General features: G+C 46.2%; 19 protein-coding genes. 14 read left to right on the forward strand and 5 right to left on the reverse strand.

Going from position 1 to position 18,331, the window contains the following annotated elements; genetic code table 11:
- The first annotated feature begins 403 nt into the window (after positions 1 to 403).
- From gldG to IRJ16_RS20005, 3 genes are all read left to right on the forward strand, one after another.
- Positions 404 to 2,800, forward strand: coding sequence for a gliding motility-associated ABC transporter substrate-binding protein GldG (gene gldG, locus IRJ16_RS19995; protein ID WP_194113422.1), 2,397 nt, complete (start codon positions 404 to 406; stop codon positions 2,798 to 2,800).
- Positions 2,801 to 2,834: 34 nt separating this feature from the next.
- Positions 2,835 to 3,962, forward strand: a complete 1,128-nt coding sequence (dnaN, locus tag IRJ16_RS20000; RefSeq protein ID WP_194113423.1) for a DNA polymerase III subunit beta — start codon at positions 2,835 to 2,837, stop codon at positions 3,960 to 3,962.
- A gap of 211 nt (positions 3,963 to 4,173) precedes the next feature.
- On the forward strand, positions 4,174 to 4,515 hold the full coding sequence (locus IRJ16_RS20005) for an MmcQ/YjbR family DNA-binding protein (RefSeq protein ID WP_194113424.1): 342 nt from the start codon (positions 4,174 to 4,176) through the stop codon (positions 4,513 to 4,515).
- A gap of 153 nt (positions 4,516 to 4,668) precedes the next feature.
- On the opposite strand, the gene IRJ16_RS20010 is transcribed toward IRJ16_RS20005, so the two are convergent.
- The 3 genes from IRJ16_RS20010 to IRJ16_RS20020 all read right to left on the reverse strand — a co-directional run bounded on the left by IRJ16_RS20010 (position 4,669) and on the right by IRJ16_RS20020 (position 8,085).
- A complete protein-coding gene (locus IRJ16_RS20010) occupies positions 4,669 to 5,304 on the reverse strand; it encodes a hypothetical protein (RefSeq protein WP_194113425.1) in 636 nt (211 codons plus the stop codon).
- A 174-nt stretch (positions 5,305 to 5,478) separates the two neighbouring features.
- Entirely contained in the window at positions 5,479 to 6,132 is a 654-nt protein-coding gene (locus tag IRJ16_RS20015) for a hypothetical protein (protein ID WP_194113426.1), read from the reverse strand.
- 78 nt (positions 6,133 to 6,210) lie between these two features.
- Complete coding sequence (locus IRJ16_RS20020) at positions 6,211 to 8,085, reverse strand: M1 family metallopeptidase (RefSeq protein WP_194113427.1); 1,875 nt, start codon at positions 8,083 to 8,085, stop codon at positions 6,211 to 6,213.
- Positions 8,086 to 8,184: 99 nt separating this feature from the next.
- Here IRJ16_RS20020 and IRJ16_RS20025 point away from each other — a divergent pair, with 99 nt between their 5' ends.
- The 3 genes from IRJ16_RS20025 (at position 8,185) to IRJ16_RS20035 (ending at position 10,434) form a co-directional block, all read left to right on the forward strand.
- Complete coding sequence (locus IRJ16_RS20025) at positions 8,185 to 8,889, forward strand: DUF4397 domain-containing protein (protein ID WP_194113428.1); 705 nt, start codon at positions 8,185 to 8,187, stop codon at positions 8,887 to 8,889.
- A complete protein-coding gene (locus IRJ16_RS20030) occupies positions 8,886 to 9,602 on the forward strand; it encodes a DUF4397 domain-containing protein (protein ID WP_194113429.1) in 717 nt (238 codons plus the stop codon). Before IRJ16_RS20025 ends, IRJ16_RS20030 begins: the two co-directional genes overlap by 4 nt.
- Before the next feature lie 178 nt (positions 9,603 to 9,780).
- Entirely contained in the window at positions 9,781 to 10,434 is a 654-nt protein-coding gene (locus IRJ16_RS20035; protein WP_194113430.1) for a DedA family protein, read from the forward strand.
- Here the strand turns inward: IRJ16_RS20035 and IRJ16_RS20040 are convergent.
- The gene (locus IRJ16_RS20040; RefSeq protein WP_194113431.1) at positions 10,431 to 10,745 is read right to left on the reverse strand and encodes a hypothetical protein; all 315 of its coding nucleotides are present in this window, start codon (positions 10,743 to 10,745) and stop codon (positions 10,431 to 10,433) included. The two genes, IRJ16_RS20035 and IRJ16_RS20040, sit on opposite strands and share 4 nt — an antisense overlap.
- Before the next feature lie 136 nt (positions 10,746 to 10,881).
- Entirely contained in the window at positions 10,882 to 11,844 is a 963-nt protein-coding gene (locus IRJ16_RS20045) for a zinc dependent phospholipase C family protein (protein WP_194113432.1), read from the reverse strand.
- A 175-nt stretch (positions 11,845 to 12,019) separates the two neighbouring features.
- Between IRJ16_RS20045 and IRJ16_RS20050 the strand changes: the two genes are divergently transcribed.
- From IRJ16_RS20050 to IRJ16_RS20085, 8 genes are all read left to right on the forward strand, one after another.
- Positions 12,020 to 12,718, forward strand: a complete 699-nt coding sequence (locus IRJ16_RS20050) for a DUF4397 domain-containing protein (RefSeq protein WP_194113433.1) — start codon at positions 12,020 to 12,022, stop codon at positions 12,716 to 12,718.
- Positions 12,719 to 12,840: 122 nt separating this feature from the next.
- Positions 12,841 to 13,095: a 30S ribosomal protein S20 gene (rpsT, locus tag IRJ16_RS20055; RefSeq protein WP_194113434.1), complete on the forward strand. Its 255-nt coding sequence runs from the start codon at positions 12,841 to 12,843 to the stop codon at positions 13,093 to 13,095.
- Between the two features lie 160 nt (positions 13,096 to 13,255).
- Positions 13,256 to 13,954, forward strand: coding sequence for a RadC family protein (gene radC, locus IRJ16_RS20060; RefSeq protein WP_194113435.1), 699 nt, complete (start codon positions 13,256 to 13,258; stop codon positions 13,952 to 13,954).
- 41 nt (positions 13,955 to 13,995) lie between these two features.
- A complete protein-coding gene (locus IRJ16_RS20065; RefSeq protein WP_194113436.1) occupies positions 13,996 to 14,325 on the forward strand; it encodes a hypothetical protein in 330 nt (109 codons plus the stop codon).
- Positions 14,326 to 14,620: 295 nt separating this feature from the next.
- The gene (pheT, locus tag IRJ16_RS20070) at positions 14,621 to 17,020 is read left to right on the forward strand and encodes a phenylalanine--tRNA ligase subunit beta (RefSeq protein WP_194113437.1); all 2,400 of its coding nucleotides are present in this window, start codon (positions 14,621 to 14,623) and stop codon (positions 17,018 to 17,020) included.
- Positions 17,021 to 17,081: 61 nt separating this feature from the next.
- The gene (locus IRJ16_RS23240) at positions 17,082 to 17,450 is read left to right on the forward strand and encodes a four helix bundle protein (RefSeq protein ID WP_194113438.1); all 369 of its coding nucleotides are present in this window, start codon (positions 17,082 to 17,084) and stop codon (positions 17,448 to 17,450) included.
- 27 nt (positions 17,451 to 17,477) lie between these two features.
- Positions 17,478 to 17,765 (forward strand): hypothetical protein, encoded by a 288-nt coding sequence (locus IRJ16_RS20080; protein WP_194113439.1) that lies wholly within the window; start codon positions 17,478 to 17,480, stop codon positions 17,763 to 17,765.
- Between the two features lie 23 nt (positions 17,766 to 17,788).
- A complete protein-coding gene (locus tag IRJ16_RS20085) occupies positions 17,789 to 18,082 on the forward strand; it encodes a cell division protein ZapA (protein ID WP_194113440.1) in 294 nt (97 codons plus the stop codon).
- The last annotated feature ends 249 nt before the right edge of the window (positions 18,083 to 18,331 follow it).

Here is an 18,331-nt window from a genome sequence, read left to right on the forward strand (position 1 = left end):
GGATCAATGGCTACTTTGCAATTGCCGTTCTTTTTCTTGATAAAAGAACCAAAAATCAAGACAGTGCCAATGCTTCTAAGCACAGGCCTCTGCGCTGCAGACGGTCAAAGCCCAGGCGCACACACGCCCAACGCATTTGACCGCCTCACCCAACGCCGTGCCACTGTCAGGAAAAAAATATCGCCACACCACTCATCATGTTAGCAGCGTAGGGGAGGGCTAAACTTTTGGGGCGATGCGGCGATCTCAGAGGACAAGCAACGAGGATCTGCCTATGAAATAACCACGTAGTGCTTTCGCACTATTCCCCTTCCTCGCAATAGCAAAAACTATAAGTGCGTTGAAACTGCCTACTACAAACTGCCAACTGAATTCCGTAATTTCGGCATTCTAAAACGTCGCCGTGTATCAGGTATTTAAAAAAGAGATCATATCCTATTTAAGCTCGCTGGTGGCCTACGTCACTATCGGGCTTTTTTTGTTGGTGTTGGGGCTGTTTTTATGGGTATTCCCCGAAACCAGCATCCTTGATTACGGCTACGCCGGATTGGACAGCCTGTTCAGCATCGCGCCCTTTCTGTTCATGTTTTTGATACCGGCCATCACCATGCGGTCGTTGGCCGAGGAGCGTAAAGAGGGGACCTTTGAGTTATTACTCACCCGCCCGCTCACAGACGTACAGATCGTATTAGGCAAGTACTTCGCGGCTGTATTGCTGTTACTTTGTTCGCTGGTGCCAACGTTCATCTACTATTGGACGGTCAGCATTTTAGGCTCTCCGCAAGGTAATATCGATAGCGGGGGCGTCATCGGCTCGTACATTGGTCTGTTCTTGTTAGGCGGATGTTTTACGGCGATAGGGGTGTTCGCGTCGTCGATCACTAAAAACCAGATCATCGCGTTCGCGCTGGCTGTGTTTCTTTGCTTTTTTATTTTTAGTGGATTTGATTCGCTGAGCGGATTATTATCCTTACAGGATTCTTCTATTCAATACTTAGGTATCTCCGAACATTATCAATCGGTAAGCCGTGGCGTTTTAGATACGCGTGATCTGGCTTACTTTATTGTATTGGCGACCTTGTTTATCGCACTGACACTATTGGTGCTGACCCGTCAGCGCCAAAAAAGTATCAACACCAAAGCTGCCGCCAGTTTATTAATGGCGATGGTGGCATTGGTGGCGCTATCGAAAATATCTTTTACCCGTATCGATTTTACCAAGGAGGGCCGCTATACTTTATCCCCGGTAAGCAGAGGCATTATGGATAGCCTGCCTAAGCCGGTAAAAGTGACGCTTTACCTTAAAGGCGATAACCTGCCCGCGGGAATTAAACGCCTGCAATATGCCACCCGCGATATGCTGAACGATCTGCAAGCCTACAGCCACGGCAAGCTACAGTTCGAGCTGGTAGATCCCTTAAAAAATGCCGCCGAGGCCGAGCAGGAGCAGATCATTCAGGACCTGCAGTCGCGCGGTATCGAACCTACTAACCTGAGCGTCCCAACCAGCGACGGGCTGATCCAAAAGGTGGTATTTGCCGGTGCGATGGTGAGCGCAGACGGGAAAGATGTCCCGGTCAATTTGCTGCAGCAGCGGATGGGCATTTCTTATGACGAACAACTGAATAACTCTGTTCAGAACCTGGAATACGCATTTACTAACGCCATCAGCAAGGCGGTAAGTCCGGGTAAGGGTTTGGTGGGCATATCTACCGGGCACCTGGAATTGAATAAGCTACAAATGTTTGGCGCGAAGCAAGCTTTAAATGATGCCGGGTTTGATGTGGCCTATTTCAACTTCAACCGTGTACCTTTTGATAGTCTGAAAAAGGTGAGCCTGGTGATCATCGATAAGCCTGATTCGGCATTCAACGAGGCGGAGAAATACAAGCTCGACCAGTACGTGATGAACGGTGGCCGTGTACTATGGGCCATTGATCAGGTAAGCGCCGAACTGGACAGCATGCGCGGTCATGGCGGCGAGCAGATGACCTTTAACAAGAAATTGAACCTGGATGATCAACTGTTCACTTACGGTATCCGCATTAACTATGATCTGATAATGGATATGACCTGCGCGCAGATCCCCATCACTACGGGTAGCGCAGGCGGCAGCCCGCAGATACAGAACTTGCCGTGGTTGTTTTACCCATTATGGATACCGGAGTCTAAACACCCCATTGTTAAAAACCTGGAAGGTGTGCGGAGCGAGTTTGCCAGCACGATAGATATATTGGACATTAAGAATGTAGAGAAAACGGTCTTATTAACTTCGTCGCCCTATAACAAAGCATTAAATACGCCTTCGATATCCTTACAAATGGTGGAGCAGGTGCCTAACCCTAAGGATTTCCAGAGTCAGCCTAAGCAAGTGGCGGTGTTGTTAGAAGGCAGCTTTAAGTCGGCCTTTGTGAACAGGCCGGTTCCTGAAGGGGTGACGGATAATATCACGCCTTTATCGGCAAGTAAGCCTACCAAAATGGTGGTGATCAGTGATGGCGATATCTTTAAGAATCAGGTCGGTCAGGATGGTAACCCGTACCCGCTGGGGTATGATCGCTACCTGAATAAGAACTTCGGCAACAAGAACCTGCTGCTGAACACAGTGGAATATCTGACGGGTGATACGCGCCTGATATCGCTAAGGGACAAGGAGATACAACTGCGTTTACTAAACCGCCCGCGCATCCGTAACGAGAAGCTTTACTGGCAATTAATAAATACGGCCGGCCCGTTGGCAATGGTGTTAATATTCGCTATTTTTCAACATTATTTGAGGCGGAGAAAATACGCCCACTAATTTTTTTTATTTTTGATCTGATCAATTACACGATATGAGATTTATTGTTTCGACATCTACGTTACTTAAGCAACTACAATCTGTAAGCGGAGCGCTTAGCAACAGTACCGTTTTGCCGATATTAGAGAACTTTTTATTTGAGATAAAGGACGGCAGCCTGACCATTTCGGCAACCGACCTGCAAACCAGTATGACCACGTCGCTGGCCTTGAGCGAGGCTAAGGACAATGGCCGCATAGCCATCCCGTCGCGCATTTTGCTGGATACCTTAAAATCACTGCCCGAGCAACCTATCGCTTTTTCGGTAGATGATAAGACCTTCGCTATAGAGATCAGCGCCGGCGACGGTAAATACAAACTGAGCGGCGAGAACGGCGACGATTTCCCGAAGATACCGGTGGTGGAGAATGCCGCGTCGGTTAACCTGGCATCGTCAGTTTTAGCCGAGGCGATCAACAAGACCATCTTTGCGGTAAGTAACGACGAATTGCGCCCGGCCATGACCGGCGTATTTTGCCAGCTTACCCCTCAATCTTTCACCTTTGTATCGACGGATGCGCATAAGTTAGTGCGCTACCGCCGTAAAGATGCCAAGGCCGAAAGCGCTACCTCATTCATCCTGCCTAAAAAAGCATTGAACTTGTTAAAGTCGGCTTTACCAAGCGATGATGTGAATGTATCGGTTGAGTATAATAACACCAGCGCCTTCTTTAAATTTGGTAATATCAACCTGGTGTGCCGATTGATCGACGAGCGCTACCCGGATTACGAAGCCGTTATCCCGCAAAATAACCCTAACCAAATGACCATCGATCGCCAGGCGTTCTTAGGGTCGTTAAGTCGTGTGGCTATTTATGCTAACAAAACTACCCATCAGGTAAGGTTAAAGATCAATGGCAGCGAGTTAAATATCTCGTCAGAAGATATCGACTTTAGCAACGAGGCGCACGAGCGTTTAAGTTGCCAGTACGAAGGCGACGATATCGAGATCGGCTTTAACGCCCGTTTCCTGATCGAGATGCTGAAGAACCTGAGCAGTGAAGAGGTTGCCCTGCAAATGAGCACCCCTAACCGTGCGGGTCTGCTTTTACCACAAGGCGGCGACGAGAACGAGGACGTACTGATGCTGGTAATGCCAGTAATGCTGAATAGCTACAATTAATTTAGCCTTTAGATATTTGAAGCCTCGGGAGACCGGGGCTTTTTTGTGTTTAATATTGGACTACGCCGATCTAACCATAAAGAACACAAAGACCTGCAGGTCTATTTAAAACACAAAAGGCACAAAGCCTTGCACATTGTAAAACATGCAAGGCTTTGTGTCCTTTGTGAAAACTTTGTGACCTTTGTGGTTAACTAAAATCGATATCGACATGAATTTAGAAGAGATCCGCATCTTTTGCCTCAGTCTACCGTCAGCTACCGAAGATGTGAAATGGGGACAAGACCTAACCTTCAACATCGGTGGTAAAATGTTTTGCGTGACTGGTTTGGATGGCCCGTTCGGCGTGTCTTTTAAAGTGAAGGATGAGGAGTTTGAAGAATTGAGTACCAGCAAGGACATTATTCCCGCACCGTATGTGGCCCGGTATAAATGGATACACGTAAGTGACGAACACCGATTTAATAAAAAGGATTGGGAACATTATATCCGCCAGTCGTACGATCTGGTGAGGGGTAAATTACCTAAGAAGGTGCAGGCGGGGTTGGATTGATTAGGATAATGATCTAACCACAAAGAGCACAAAGACTTGCATCTCATAAAGACACAAAGGACACAAAGCCTTGCATGTTTTACAACGTGCAAGGCTTTTGTCCTTTGTGAAACCTTCGTGTCCTTTGTGGTTAAATTGCCACCAAGTCTAAAATTACATCCCACTATCCTTATCCAAAAACGATATCAGCTTCGATATATCATCGGCTTTTTTAAAGTCGGTGTTGTTGTCTTTTACAAAGGTCTCTATGACCTGTTCCTTATCAGGGAAAACTTTAATGATATCCTTTTTGTCGCCGGCTTTATGGAATTCACCGCCCTTTTGCAGCCAAAAGTTGTTGGCGGCTTGCAAGCCTTCGCCGTCTTTTAGTTTCAGATCGTAATCAGCCGCAGAGATACCCGGGCGTGCGCCACCGTCAGAACCTGTCATTGGTTTGTTGATGTTGGCTGACTGCTGATTGGAGCGGCCGGTGCGTTCGTTTGCCCATTGCACGTACAGCGGGGTCTTGGTGTCGGTATATTTTTGGTAGTAAACCTTGCCTACAGGGATGAATTTTTTGCCTTGCAGGATCACGGTATCTATCCCGGTGGGGTCAAGCACCGCTTTGTCGGTACCGTTCATAAATACCATTTCCTGGGTAAGGGTATTATAGTTCATGCTGGCGGCGGCTGTGCCGCCTTTTTTGATCACTTTGGCATTGCTGAAATCGGCAAATACGTATGGCGATGCCTGCGCAAAGCAACTCACCGTGGCTGCCAGCAGGGCTATGGTTATAAGGGAACGTTTCATAATGATACTTGTCTTTAAATGTTTAAGTACTTAAAGGTCAACAAGCATGCAGGAGATTTGGTTTAGTTAAAGGTTAATAAATTGTCGCTATTGTGCATTTTGACAAAGTATACAGCAACAAAAAAGCGCCTGCATAAACATGAGGCGCTTTAAATATAGTGAGTTGACTATCCGTTATTTATTGCAAAAAACGATCAGCTTAGCCATGTCTTCCAGTTTTTTCAGGTCGATGTTATTCTCTTTAATATAGTCGGCTATCGCTTTCTCCTTGCCGGGGAAAGCTTTGGCGATGTTCTTTTGGCTGTCGGCTCTTACAAAGTTCTTACCGTTCTGCAACCAAAAGGTACTTTGCGATTGCAGCATGTATTGCTCGGGCAACAGCATATCGTATTCGCCGGCGCCTTCTTTGGCTTTAACAAAACCGTTGGCAGCGGTCAGGCCCGAATTCATGTTGTCGGTCACCTTGTCAAATTCGGCTTTATCTTTTCTCAGTTGTTTTTTATTCAGGTGCTGAACATACAGCGGGATCTTGGTATCGGTCAGTTTTTCGTAATACAGTTTACCAACAGGGACGAACTTTTTCTTTTCCAGATAAATGGTATCCACGTTATCCATCTCAAGCACGGCCTTCTCGCTGCCCTGCATAAACATCATCTCCTGGGTAAAGGTGTTGTAGTTGAGCGTACCATCGGTACTGCCGCCGCCTTTTTGCAGCACGGTAGCTTTAACAAACTGCGGGAACACATAGGGCGACACCCGGTCTGTCGACTGGGCCGATGCACAAAAACTACCGATAGCTAAGGTTAAGGTAAGCGCGTAAAATTTCATAGGTCGTATGTTTTGTTATGTCCCAATATCGTAATTAAACTTAAAAAGCGGCACGGCGGTTTAACTAATGCCGATATATTATTTAGCGATGACATGCACATTGTCTGCCCGGTTGGCATCCGTGACGTACATGCTGCCCAATATCAGTTGTTTTACGGGCTTCTCAGCTTTAAAGTTTAGTAAAAACGTGTTGGATCTTTCCCAAGCCGACATATCGTGGTGGATGGTCTTATTGGTGCCGTCGGTGTATTCTACCAGCAGATCTACAGGCACAGGTTTGTTCCCTACCGATCTAATGGTCACGCTGTAATTAGCTTTATCGGCGGTCACTTTATCTATCGCCAGGTCGGCCACGCCACGGTCAAAGAACCAGCGTTGCCAAAACCAATTCAGGTCGCGGCCTGCCCCTGCATTTATACTATTAAAAAAATCGTAGGGACCGGGGTGCTTGCCATGCCAGTTGCTGATGTAATGGTGGAGGGCTTTGGTGAATAATTCATCGCCCAGCATATCCTTCAGGTACAAATAGGCCATGGCCGGTTTGGGGTACGCGTTGGTAAATTCGGATGCGCCTGCTGTTTGGGTGGTCAGCGTCATAATGGGTTGGTCCTCTTCGGTACCTGCGGTCTGTTCGGTGCGTTCTACGCCGTACAGGTCCACTATCTTAGGGTCTATCATAGGCGATACCAGCCACTCGCCAATGGTGGCCCAACCCTCGTCCATCCAGGCGTATTTGGTCTCGTTAATGCCCATGTAAAAAGGGAACATGGTGTGGAATATCTCGTGGTCGGTCAGCTCAATGGCATCTGCCGCATCGGGCAGGGGATTGTCATTCACCATCATTGGGTATTCCATCTGGTCCAGCCCGTCAAAAACGGTCTCGTGCGGGTACGGGAACGGCCATTTAGGGAAACGGTAACTCATGGCCTCCACAGTTTTGCGGGCATAGTTCACCACTTCGTAATAGTCCTTGTGTTCGGGGTTAAATACGGCATCAACACGGGTGCGCCGGCCACTCTTAGGGTCGACAGCCAAACTGGATGCCTTCCACATGTAGTGGTTGCTGGTAGCAAATACAAAGTCGGTCACATCGTCGGCAACGAACCGCCAGGTATGGTTTCTGCCGGGCGTAGTGATCTTACCTGCTTTGGCTTCGGCCTCGGTGATCACGTCGGTAACGCTATCGTTATTGCCGGCATCGACCATGCGTTTAATATATTTAGGTTGCAGCACCTGGGTAGGGTTCACAAGGTCACCGGTAGCCCAAACCAGGTAGGCGCCGGGGACGGTTACCTCGGCATCGAACCTGCAAAAATCGTTGTAAAACTCTTGCGAACCAAGGTAAGGATGAGTGTTCCAGCCATCAATATCATCATAAACAGCTATCCGCGGAAAAAAATAGGCGATAAAGAAAGCGCCATCATCAACCTGTCCGGTTCGGTTGTGAGATGTTTTATTGAGCGTGTAACTGTAGCTGATCTTACAGTTCACTTTTTGGCCCGGCATAACAGTATCGGGCACCGACATGTTAGTGCCTAAGGTGCGGATGCGTTTCTTGGGTTTCTCTACATCGTTAACTACAACTTTGGCAATGTTCACGCCGTCGGTCAGGTCGGCAGGTTGCACCGGCCTGGCACGTACCGCACCTTTTTGATAATAGTTGGGGTACAGTTTAAACAGGATCTGCGTAAGTGTATCGGGGCTGTTGTTGGTGTAATCGATATCGACCGTGCCTTTGATCAAGCGGGTCTTAGGATCGAAATTGACCTTGATGTTGTAATTGGCGGTATTTTGCCAATATTTGGGGCCGGGTTTGCCGTTGTGGGCACGTGTGCCTTTTTGATAAGCACGCGCAATGTCCACAGGCATATTAAGCCCGGTTTGGGCTACGGCCGGAACGAATGAAATAACCGCTAACGCGATAAGCGCGGAAGCAAAAAACTTAACACCCATAAGATCAGTATAGCCGATAAAAGTAATTAGTAAATAGGGAATAATAGAATTATTTTTGCGTTTACTAAGGCAAGGGCTATGCCGCTTTAGCTATAACTAATGAAAGAAATTAAGAAATACAGCTTCCTTATATTCATATGTGCGATGATGGGAGGGATGTGGGGTTGCAACAGATCGGGCGATGACCCGCCGCCGATATTGCCTACTGCAAGCCTGAACGTGATCAACGCGGTGACCGATATCCGCGCTATTAATTTTTACCTGAACGGTACCCGGCAAAATAATAACTCGGCGATCTTTTTATATAATGCCTCGGGTTATCTTTCGGTAACTAAAGGCGAGCAGCAATACCAGTTCAAAAGTGATACTGACCGGACTGTACTGGCCGATATCAAGCTTAATATGCCCTTGACCGATTCTACTACGTACACACTGGTGCTCACCGGGCAGCAACGTAAAAATAACCTTACACCCATATTTATTGCCGACAATTTTATAGTTGATACTAATGCTAATAATGCCCGCGTCCGTTTTGTGCAGGCATCGACAGGGGTGCAGGCTTATGATGTTTTTGTCGGCGATACCTTATCGTTCAAAAACCAGCCATTTAAAAACTCGACCGCGTTTGTGAGCGTTGGTCCAGGTAAAAAAACCGTAAAAGTGAACCTCGCCGGTACTAATACGCCGGTCTTCAGCGGAACGGTGATCCTTAATCAAAATACTTATTACACCTTGTACACCAGCGGCGAGCAAGGTGGCACCGGTAAAAATGCCCTTAATGTGGCTGTTAATATAAGCAGATGAGCATAGCAGAAATAAAAAGAATTAACGTATTGACATTGTTGCTGGTCGGCGCGCTGGGCTTACTGACCGTGCCTATGCTATCATCATGCAGTAAACAAAGCAACGCAACTCCCGCCGGTTTAAATACGCGGCTTAACATTATCAACATCAGCCCGGATATTTACCCCATTAACCTGTGGGTGGGTTTGCGCCGTTATAATAGCACCAAGTTTTATTATTACTCAGTACCATCTGAGTATTTTTACATGAATACCCAGGAGACGCCGCTGCAATTACGCACGCAGGCTAACCGTACTTTCTGGAGTCGCAATGAGGCGCTGGCCCGCAGTTGCACTTACACCCTTTTTGTGACCGGACTTGTGGCCGATAAGACAGATACCTGTTTTTTGGTAGCAGACACTGCATCGGCACCCGCCCGTGGACGTGGAAAAGTGCGCTTTATTAACGCCTGCGCGCGTACTGTAAGTTTGGATGTTTATGCCAATGGTACAGCGGCGTTCCGTAACCGGGGCTTTAAAACCATAAGCGATTACATTGAGATACCTGCCGGTATCTATAAATTTAACATCAACCTGGCCAATTCTTCTACCGTTTATAAAGAGGTGGCCAATACAACCATACAAGATGGCCGCTTGTACACCATTTACACCCAGGGCGTGGTAGGCCGTACCGATAGTGCGGCGTTCAACGCGAATGTCATTATTAATAGGTGAGTTTTTAGTCCGAAAGACGGGAAGTCCGAAAGTTAGAACCATCTAACTTTACAACCTAAATTTTGCGATAGTTCCTTCGACCTCCCGCCAGTTCCCTAAGATCTTCCGGGCTTTCGGTCTTTCCGCCTTTCGGACTTCCTCCACAAATCCTATCTTTACAGCACAAAACGTTATCCCATTGGAAATACTACAACACATCATCGAGTTTATTCTGCATATTGATAAACACCTGGCAGATATCATCCACGATTATAACTCCACTACTTACTTTATCCTCTTCGCGATCATTTTTGCCGAGACGGGTTTTGTGGTGACGCCATTCCTGCCGGGCGATTCACTATTGTTCGCAGCGGGAGCTATCATCTCTGCAAATCCTAACACGGGGATGAATATTTACCTGCTGGCTTTGCTGCTTATCGTAGCTGCTTTTGCGGGGAATACGGTCAACTACTTGTTGGGTGCATGGCTGGGCGACAAAGTGTTTAAACCCGGCAACCGTATCCTTAAACTGGAATACTACCACCAAACCAATGCTTTTTTTGAGAAGCATGGCGGTAAGGCCGTTATCCTGAGCCGTTTTGTGCCGATCATCCGTACCGTGGCGCCATTTGTCGCCGGTGTGGGCCGTATGCCTTTTGGCCGTTATAGTTTGTATAACATTATTGGCGGTGTAGCCTGGGTAGTGATCTTTTTGTTCGCCGGTAAGTTTTTAGGCGGGTTGGAGTTCTTTAAAAAGCATTTCTCGCTGGTGAGTTTAGGTATCATCCTGGTATCGGTGATCCCGGCTGTTGTGGCGGCTATTAATAGCCGTAAAAAGAAAACGGTAGCTTAGGTTTTTACGGCTATCAGCTTTCTATTTTTATAGATGTGTGATTTTATCCATTCGGGCTTGGTGCGCCAATAGCGCCATTGTTGTAGTGTGATCAAATAACGCCCCTCGGATGTGCAAAGTTGATCCCAATAAAATATCTGTGATGTTTCGGGTTCAATATAAAGGTCAAAACTGGTGCGGAATATGTCGTTGTTGCTGATGCCAACTTTTATCCAATAATATTGGGTGTCTTGTCCTGGTTCTCCAGCAAGCACCACGTCGGGCTTTGATGAAGCAGGTGTGGTCGACAGAAATACTTTTACTTCAGGCAAGGCCTTTATTTGCTTTAAAGCCCATTCGGTGTTACGTTTCGTTTGTTTTTGCTGGCTGATCACCTCTTTCCGTACGCCGGGAAAGTAAGGCAGCCTAACAATAAGATCAGATATAGGAAAGGTTGGGCTTTGTTATTCATCTCTCTAAAGTTAAAGGCTTCCCTGCCTTAAACAAAGTTTCCTCCCTCAATAATTTTTGTTTCTGCTCCGCCGTCAATGGTGTTTCGATCAGCTTATTAAGATCAGGTTGGCCTGCATCTACCCACGCCGAATACCAAAAACTGCCGATAGCTAATATGGACGAGCGCATCCTGCGCTTTACCATCCCGTTAAGCATCTGGTGATAGGCCGAAGCGTATTTTACAGAATAGTCCTCCACTTTGCGTTTGCCGCGCAGCGTCATCTCTCGCTTTTTGTAGGGCGGGAACTTGGCATTCAATTTCTTCTCGAACAGTATTACTGAATCCACACATCTGTAGGACGCCTTGCAGATGCGGAAAGCCTCGGTCAGAGGATTATCGATATAGCGGGCCTTGCCAACGTACAAACTATACTGATCGCTGAATAATTCGGGCAGGCGGGTCTCCCAAAGCGAGTGAATGCCGTCCTGACCGGTAAACTGACCATCATAGTTAGATATTAGGTGCAACGGCACATGCGCATCGGCAATGTAGTGACCCAGGTTGGCCGATGTTTTCAGGATCGCCGTGGTGTCGTGCGCTTTAAACGCTTTCACAAGCCAATAGTGATGATACTGGATCACCCAGGGGACGGTGCCATATTTGTTAAGCGTATCGGCACTGTATTTCTTCACCGCATCGTACCAGTTTGGTGGCAGGTTGGCAAAGGGTTGTTTTTTGCCGTAGCGGTCGGCATCCAAAAAATGTCGTGGCTCTTCTAACGAATCTACATAGCGGCGTTTATCCGGATCTACGGAGTGTTCGGTGATGTGAACGATGTTGGCACGATAAAATTCGGCCATGCCTTTAGGCAGCGTGAATACCGCCAAATGGTTGATCTTTCGGTGCCCGAAAAATCCCCACGACGAGCAGATAAGGCAGATAGTTAACAGTAAGCAAACTCGCAAGAAGGTTTTCATTCCCGGCTAAAATATCGCTTTTGGGCCACATATTTTTAAAGTTAATTACACGCCGATAAGGCAGGTTAAGTAAAAATTAGTTTTTTTTGGAAAACTAAAGCGACCCGACCGACGTTTGGGTAAAAACTATCCGTCCGTACAGGGCGACGCACTATTTTTTAGAAAGCAGCTTACTATGAAACAATTTACAAAAGCAAGAACAGCAAAATTCGTTTACCTATTTATAGCATTGATCGGCATTGCCGCCATACAATCGTGCAAAAAACCAAGCCCTGATGCAGAGGGTGGCGTAGGTAGTGCAAAACTGCGCTTAGTTAACACCAGCCCTGATGCAGGATCGTCAAAAATAATTTTAGAAGAAGAGGTGGGTGTTACCGGCTCTGTTGGTACAGGCAACGCTTCGAGTTATATTAACGCATTTGCCGGCGAGCAACAGGTTACAGTGCAGTCGGGTGCGGGTACCGTTTTGGCCAGGGTTAGCAATCAGTTAGATGCCAATTCTTATTATTCATTTTACTTGACCGGCGTAAGCGGAAGCTACAGTTTGTTCCCGGTTTTAGACGACGTTGCCGCTGTGTCAGGTAAAGCTAAAGTACGGTTTGTGCAAACATCATCTCAGCTAAATTCGGCTAATTTAAGCGCAGGGTCAACAAGCTTGTTCACGGCACAGCCATTTAAGGCTATAACCAACTCGGTAGAGGTAGCACCGGGTGCGTACACTTTTAACCTGAGTAATGGCGTAACAGCTATTACGTTGGCCAGCAGCCAGTCGGTTACTTTAACATCAGGTAAAAATTACACGGTGTTTGTGAGTACACAAAGCGTGAGCGGCAATAATGCTACCCTGGCCCTTAACGTGGTAGCAAGCAACTAATAACAGGGGATAACGTTCACGGTCAGTAAACTAAGTTGATCTTTTTTTAAATTGTATTTGACAATTAAAATTTATCCCCTTATATTTGCAGTCCGAAAAATAAGAAAAGAATATTAGCTAAAATGGCAAATCATAAATCATCATTAAAAAGGATCAGGTCAAACGCTGCGAAGCGTCTACGCAACAGGTACCAAGCAAAAACTACCAGAAATGCGATCAAAAAACTAAGAGGCACAGCTGATAAAGCAAGTGCACAACCTCTTTTGTCAAAAGTGATCTCGATGCTTGACCGTTTGGCTAAGAAGAATGTTATCCACAAAAACAAAGCTTCGAACAACAAATCAAAGTTGACCAAATTTGTTAACGGCCTTAACTAAGGTTTAGTTAATTTAGATATTTGAAAAGGGATAGTACTTAGTGCTATCCCTTTTTTTGTTACACCTCACCCCGGCCCTCTCCGCAGGAGAGGGAGTAAAATGAAGTCCTCTCCTTTGGAGAGAGTTGGGAGAGGTGAGATTTTTTGTCTACTTTAACATCGTGGAAACCTACGAGAACAACCTTAGCATAAAAGCCTGGGCCGAAGAAGACCGCCCGCGCGAGAAACTCAGCACCCAGGGCCGACGTTCCCTCAGCGATGCCGAACTGATCGCTATCCTGATCGGCTCCGGCAGCCGAAACGAGACCGCTGTAGAACTAAGCAAACGTATCCTGCACCATTACGATAACGACCTTAACCGCTTAGGCAAAGCCTCCATTGCCGAGTTATCCAAATTCAAAGGCATCGGCGAAGCTAAAGCGATATCCATCATTGCCGCCCTTGAACTTGGCCGCCGTAGGGGAGAGACCGAAACGAAAGTTCCTGATAAGATAGATGGCAGTCGCAGCGCCTACAATATCCTGCGTCGCCATTTGGTGGATCTGCCGCACGAGGAATTTTGGTTGCTACTTTTAAGCCGATCCAATAAACTCATCGCCAAAGAACTCATCAGCAAAGGTGGTCTATCCGGCACCATTGCCGACCCGAAGATCATCTTTCACATTGCATTGCAACACCAGGCATCAAGTGTGATACTGGCGCATAATCATCCAAGCAATAATAAAAAACCAAGTCAGGAAGATATTTTCCTGACCAAGAAGCTGCATAGTGCCGGTTTGATACTGGATATCAAGGTGGTGGATCATTTGATCATTACAGATGATGGGTATTTGAGTTTTGCGGATGAGGGGCTTCTTTAATTTCGGATGTCGGATGTTCAATTTCGGATTTAATTTTTAGTATGGATCTTATAGTTGTAAAGGCAAAATTTAGAGTGCTGACCGCCGATGAAGGTGGAGAGCGGAAATGTTTTATCTCCAGTGGCTATCGGCCTGACCATGTTTTTGAGACCTTTGAAGATGGGGTCATAAGGGCGCATATGGGCGATATCACCTTTTTTGATCGTGAACAAATGCTTCCAGGCGATGAAGCAGAGGTGGTTGTCAGATTTTTTAAAGGCAATGATGGAGCCGGAAGGTATATTGAGGTTGGACGTAAATGGTTTGTCAATGAAGCGCATCATCGGATAGGAGAAGCAACTGTACTGAAGATTTTATCAGGTGTCGATTAGATTCGATTTAAAAGATCCGAAATTAAAATTCTCTCTAATTGGGTGCAGGGAGCGGGTTGCTTCAGTCTAATTTTGATATCAACCCCAAATTGCGATCCGGAAAAAATATTGTCGAATATTTTATTAAATATTTGATTATTAGGTATTTGTATATTTTATAACTTGAATTGTGTTAACCTTTTTTAACTTTCTTTCAGTCAGGTCGTGTTTTAACTCTCCTCGATCATCTATGTTTACTTTCCCCTTTAACCTTTCGCCTTTAACCTTTCACCCTAAATTGTATCTTTGCCATTAAATGAAAATATCGTATAACTGGCTTAAAGAATTTATCGCTGTAGATAAAACCCCGGCCGAGCTATCTGCTATACTTACCGGCACCGGCTTAGAGGTGGAGAGCCTGGAGAAAGTACAGGCCGTTCCCGGCGGTTTGGAGGGTTTGGTGATAGGCTACGTAAAGGAATGTACAGATCATCCTAACTCAGATCACCTGCACCTGACCAAGGTCGATGTAGGCGGCGAGGCTGATCTTTCTGTTGTTTGCGGTGCAAGCAATGTGGCTGCCGGCCAAAAGGTGGTTGTGGCTACCGTGGGTACTACCGTGCACCCTGTTAGCGGCGAGCCGTTCAAAATAAAAGAATCAAAGATCCGTGGCGAGGTTTCGCAAGGTATGTTATGTGCCGAGGACGAGATCGGTTTGGGTGCAAGTCACGATGGTATTATGGTACTGCCTGAAGATGCGCCGATAGGCACGCCTGCCAAAGGATACTTTAAACTGAACGACGACTACATGTACGAGATAGGCCTTACGCCTAACCGTGCCGACGCGGCATCGCACCTGGGCACTGCCCGTGATATCGCTGCGTTCCTGAAATTGCAGATCATCAAGCCTGATGTTTCGGCATTTAAGGTTGATAACCATGATCTGGATATCGCCGTTGAGGTAGAGAATACTGCATCTGCCCCGAGATACTCAGGCCTGACCATGACCGGCCTGGAAGTGAAGGAATCGCCTCAATGGTTGAAGGAGCGTTTGGCCGTGATCGGCGTGCGTTCGATCAATAACGTGGTCGACGTGACCAATTATGTACTGCACGAATTAGGTCAGCCCCTGCACGCTTTTGATGCCGACGCGATAACCGGCGGCAAAGTGATCGTTAAAAACTGCGCGGAAGGTACACCGTTCACCACGCTTGACGAGGTAGAGCGTAAACTGAACGCCGATGACCTGATGATCTGCAACACCGAAGAACCGATGTGTATTGCCGGTGTGTTCGGCGGCACTAAGTCGGGCGTGAGCGAAAAGACCACTAAGATATTTTTGGAGAGCGCTTACTTTGACGCCGTGGCCGTGCGTAAAACGTCTAAACGTTTTGGGTTAAAGACCGATGCGTCGTTCCGTTTTGAGCGTGGTACCGATCCTGATATGACCGTGTATGCCCTTAAGCGCGCCGCCCTGTTGATTCGAGAGGTTGCGGGTGGCACAGTATCGTCTGAGATATTTGACAACTACCCTGCGCCTGTAGCGCCTTTTGATGTGGAGGTTACTTATAAAAACATCCACCGACTGATCGGTCAGGAGATATCGCACGAGGAAATTCGCGGTATCATTACCGCTTTGGATATCCAGATCGTGAGCGAGACCGAAGAGGGCCTGTCTTTAAAAGTGCCACCTTACCGTGTGGATGTGACCCGCGATGTGGACGTGATAGAAGAGATACTGCGGATCTACGGCTATAACAACATCGCAATCCCTACACAGATCAGGGCATCGCTGAATAACTCAAATCGTCCGGAGAAAGATACTGTACAGAACGCTATCGCGGACTGGTTGTCGGCCAATGGCTTTAACGAGATATTATCAAACTCATTGACTAAGTCGGCTTATTCGGATGATCTGGATACTGCCGTGAAGATATTGAATCCGCTGAGCAGCGACTTGGATATCATGCGCCAAACCATGTTGTTTTCGGGATTGGAGGCTATCGCTTACAATGCTAACCGTCGTGCGGGTAATTTGAAGTTCTACGAGTTTGGTAAGACTTACAGCATAGCCGAGGGTAAGTACAAAGAGGATCAGCACCTATCGGTGTTCCTGACCGGTAGCAATGTGGCCGAGCAATGGAACCAGCAGGTTAAGCCGGTATCGTTCTATAACCTGAAGGCTGTCGTTGATAGCCTGTTAGAGCGTTTAAATATTAAGGACTTTACGACCGAAGATACCACTTGCTCTAAATTATCATACGGACTGAACTACATGCGTGGTCCCAAACGTATCGTAAAATTTGGTGAGGTAAAAGGTAAAGCTTTGAAAAAGGCCGACGTTGATCAGGCGGTGTTTTATGCCGACTTTAATTTCGACTTCTTGTTACAATTAGTTCGCAAAAATGTGATCATCAACCAGGAGATACCAAAATATCCATCGGTAAGGCGAGACCTTTCGATGCTGGTTGATAAGGCGGTTACCTTTAACCAACTGAAACAAGTAGCGCAAAAGACCGATCGCAAACTGATCAAGGAAGTGAACGTGTTCGACGTGTACGAGGGTGATAAATTACCTGCCGGCAAAAAGTCATACGCGCTAAGCTTCATCATTCAGGACGACGAGAAAACCCTGGCCGATAAAGCGATCGACAGCCTAATGCAAAAATTAATTCTTAACTTAGGGAAAGAGGCAGGAGCAGAAATCAGGAAGTAGTGATTGGTTGATCAGTTAATCAGTGACTGGTTAATCGGTGATCAGTAATTAAGGTCAATATATGAGGTCGTTTACGGACTTAGAAGCTTGGAAAAAATCGAGGGCGTTAAGGAATAATATTTATACCTTAGTTAAATCGTTTCCGAATGAAGAAAAGTATCGATTAACAGACCAGATCGTACGGTCATCAAGGTCGATAGGTAATAATATCGCCGAAGGCCATGGTCGGTTTCATTATGCTGACGAAGCTAAGTTTATGCTAAATGCGAGAGGCTCGGCCGCAGAAACGATCGACCATTTGATCATTGCTTTGGACTTGGGATTTATCGATAAAATTACTTTCGACAAATTTGATGCAGAATGCAACGAATGTATGAGACTGATAAACGGTTATATTAACTACTTAAGAACACAAAAGACCAATCACTGATCACCGGTTAACTGATCACTGAAAAAAATGACCACAGCAGAACAATTAAATTCAGTCCTTGATAAGACGGAGCGTTTGATACAGCTCTGCAACGCTTTGCAGGAGGAAAATGACTTGTTGAAGCTGGAAAATCAGTCGTTTACGGCGGCTTTGGATGCAAGTAAGAATAAGACAAAAGAGCTGGATGAAAAGCTTCGTGTATTGAAGTTGGCTAAGTCGTTTTCAGAAACAAATGAAAAAAGCCTTGACATCAAGCAAAAAATTAACGAATTTGTCCGGGAAATTGATAAGTGCATTGTGTTGCTAAAAAAGTAATGCACTAAAGTGAACAAGCTCAAATGGGAGAGATCTCTATAAAAATAAATATTGCTGACCGCGTTTACCCTTTAAAGGTGAACATGGAAGAGGAAGAAATAATAAGAAGAGCAGCCAAATTAATTAACGACCGTATAAAAGAATATCAGGAAAATTACGCGGTAAGGGATAAGCAAGATCTGCTGTCGATGTGTGTATTGCATTACGCAACGTCAACCATCAAGGCAGAAAAAAAGGTAACGGTAGAGGATACCGCCGTAACCGACAAGGTTTATCAGTTAGATAATTTGCTGACAGAGTTTTTCTCTAAACAGTAATAGAACGTTCTTTAAAGTACGCTGAAAGGTAAAAGGCTAAAGATAAAAGGTAGGGGAATTTTCGAGAGCTATAATGGCTTTTGACTTCTTACTTTTGACTTAAGACTTAACTCACAGCAAGAGCACATAAAGATCTGACCGCAGTTAGATCTTGAGTTTCACTATTAAAAACTTAACGCTTCAATATCAGCGGGCAAGTAAAAAGGGTATTCATCACTCCGGGGTGTTTGATGCGAAACCCAAGCCCAA

The organism is Mucilaginibacter myungsuensis (assembly GCF_015222005.1).
Classification (GTDB): domain Bacteria; phylum Bacteroidota; class Bacteroidia; order Sphingobacteriales; family Sphingobacteriaceae; genus Mucilaginibacter; species Mucilaginibacter myungsuensis.

Bases quoted from the DNA above. Each gene is read 5' to 3' on its own strand.
- dnaN (WP_194113423.1), top strand. From the start codon at position 2,835: ATGAGATTTATTGTTTCGACATCTACGTTACTTAAGCAACTACAATCT.
- IRJ16_RS20005 (WP_194113424.1), top strand. From the start codon at position 4,174: ATGAATTTAGAAGAGATCCGCATCTTTTGCCTCAGTCTACCGTCAGCT.
- IRJ16_RS20010 (WP_194113425.1), bottom strand. From the start codon at position 5,304: ATGAAACGTTCCCTTATAACCATAGCCCTGCTGGCAGCCACGGTGAGT.
- IRJ16_RS20015 (WP_194113426.1), bottom strand. From the start codon at position 6,132: ATGAAATTTTACGCGCTTACCTTAACCTTAGCTATCGGTAGTTTTTGT.
- IRJ16_RS20020 (WP_194113427.1), bottom strand. From the start codon at position 8,085: ATGGGTGTTAAGTTTTTTGCTTCCGCGCTTATCGCGTTAGCGGTTATT.
- IRJ16_RS20025 (WP_194113428.1), top strand. From the start codon at position 8,185: ATGAAAGAAATTAAGAAATACAGCTTCCTTATATTCATATGTGCGATG.
- IRJ16_RS20030 (WP_194113429.1), top strand. From the start codon at position 8,886: ATGAGCATAGCAGAAATAAAAAGAATTAACGTATTGACATTGTTGCTG.
- IRJ16_RS20045 (WP_194113432.1), bottom strand. From the start codon at position 11,844: ATGAAAACCTTCTTGCGAGTTTGCTTACTGTTAACTATCTGCCTTATC.
- IRJ16_RS20050 (WP_194113433.1), top strand. From the start codon at position 12,020: ATGAAACAATTTACAAAAGCAAGAACAGCAAAATTCGTTTACCTATTT.
- rpsT (WP_194113434.1), top strand. From the start codon at position 12,841: ATGGCAAATCATAAATCATCATTAAAAAGGATCAGGTCAAACGCTGCG.
- IRJ16_RS20065 (WP_194113436.1), top strand. From the start codon at position 13,996: ATGGATCTTATAGTTGTAAAGGCAAAATTTAGAGTGCTGACCGCCGAT.
- pheT (WP_194113437.1), top strand. From the start codon at position 14,621: ATGAAAATATCGTATAACTGGCTTAAAGAATTTATCGCTGTAGATAAA.
- IRJ16_RS23240 (WP_194113438.1), top strand. From the start codon at position 17,082: ATGAGGTCGTTTACGGACTTAGAAGCTTGGAAAAAATCGAGGGCGTTA.
- IRJ16_RS20080 (WP_194113439.1), top strand. From the start codon at position 17,478: ATGACCACAGCAGAACAATTAAATTCAGTCCTTGATAAGACGGAGCGT.
- IRJ16_RS20085 (WP_194113440.1), top strand. From the start codon at position 17,789: ATGGGAGAGATCTCTATAAAAATAAATATTGCTGACCGCGTTTACCCT.